Source organism: Microcystis sp. M49636_WE2 (assembly GCF_030065375.1).
Classification (GTDB): domain Bacteria; phylum Cyanobacteriota; class Cyanobacteriia; order Cyanobacteriales; family Microcystaceae; genus Microcystis; species Microcystis aeruginosa_C.
Map to the genome: position 1 here is coordinate 1 of NZ_JASJFG010000310.1, position 1,352 is coordinate 1,352.

Consider the following 1,352-nt stretch of genomic DNA (forward strand, 5'->3'; position numbering starts at 1 on the left):
CCATTGAGGGTGTCTGACATCGTAGTAAAGGTTAAGGTCAGCGGCGCTAAAAACTAGCTCTGGTTCCCAGTTGGGAGGCTGAAAAGTCAGCAGTAATAACTGAGGTTGTAATAGGTGAAATTCGTCAGGCAAACCGGGTTCAAGTGGATTATCACTAGGTAAATCGTACATCGTCGGCAGGGATTGCCGGGGGGAAAGGGAAGGGTCAGATTGGGGAATGGTGAAGGTAGGTGTAGTCATTTCAGTTATCAGTTATCAGTTATCAGTTATCAGTTACCACTCAGACCTCTCAAACATTGTAACTGTGATTACTGTAGCGGCGTCAGCCCTAGGGGAAAGGAATGTAAATATTTATTAAATTGTAGCTTTTGATACAACGCGGGGGGGGAAGTGTGTACCCTCTTGACTGTTAGGTTCGCTGGTCATTGTTTTGGGTTGCGCTATCCCTTAACCCAAATCTAAATGTCCTAAGCACTCAAATCATCTACCATTAACCCTTTTCTTTTCATGAAAATAAAACAACTCTGCTTTGTCTCTGGAGTTGCCCTAGCAGCCACTCTAGGAACGGCTGGTGCAGCACAAGCTGCTTTGGTGGTCGTCCCTACTGACTTGGCTCCCGGCGCTCAGTATCGTTTAGTGTTTGTCACTGACGGCACGCGGGATGCAACAAGCACCAACATCAACGACTACAATAACTTTGTTACTAATCAGGTAACAGGAAGCGCTCTTGCAAATGCTCTTTCAGGTGCTGGACTGACGACCACTTGGAAGGCGATCGGTTCTACCGCTTCGGTCGCTGCCCGTGATAATACAGGTACTAATCCATCGAGTACGGGTGTTCCCATCTACCTGATAAATGGCAACAAGGTCGCCAACAATAATGCCGATCTTTGGGATGGCTCAATACAAACGGCAATTAATATAACGCAAAATGATTCCGCCTCTGGTCTCCCCCAAGTGTTCACAGGTACTATCACAAACGGGACGAATCAAGAAACAAGTACAGTTTTGGGGTCCGGGGGGAACGTGGGGCCCGGGGGGAACGTATTGTATGGGAATAACGGAGACACGGAGACTGACGTATGGATATGGGATGATCAGGCAGATTCTGCACTCGAACAGAGTTTTTATGGGATGTCGGGTGTGTTGACTGTGCCGGGCAACCAGCCGCCTGCGCCTGTAACTGTCCCCGAACCCTCTAGCCTTCTTGGTTATATAGCATTTACATTTGAGACGTGGAAACCAATTTCTGAAAAAAATGCTATAATCTAAGTCAATGTTTTAATAACTTTAATTATGGACAAGGCTCAGAAAATCAAAAAAGATATCGAGGAACTAGATAAATGGATTAA

General features: G+C 46.2%; 1 protein-coding gene and 1 pseudogene. One reads left to right on the plus strand and one right to left on the minus strand.

Features of this window, described 5'->3' with window-relative positions:
• Positions 1–240, minus strand: a pseudogene (locus PX484_RS07495) (Uma2 family endonuclease); the annotation flags it as partial.
• Between the two features lie 267 nt (positions 241–507).
• Here PX484_RS07495 and PX484_RS07500 point away from each other — a divergent pair.
• Positions 508–1,272 carry a PEP-CTERM sorting domain-containing protein gene (locus PX484_RS07500; RefSeq protein WP_288103328.1) on the plus strand — a complete coding sequence of 255 codons (765 nt, stop codon included), beginning with the start codon at positions 508–510 and terminating at the stop codon, positions 1,270–1,272.
• The last annotated feature ends 80 nt before the right edge of the window (positions 1,273–1,352 follow it).

Coding starts and splice junctions, on each gene's coding strand:
- PX484_RS07500 (WP_288103328.1), top strand. CDS start 508: ATGAAAATAAAACAACTCTGCTTTGTCTCTGGAGTTGCCCTAGCAGCC.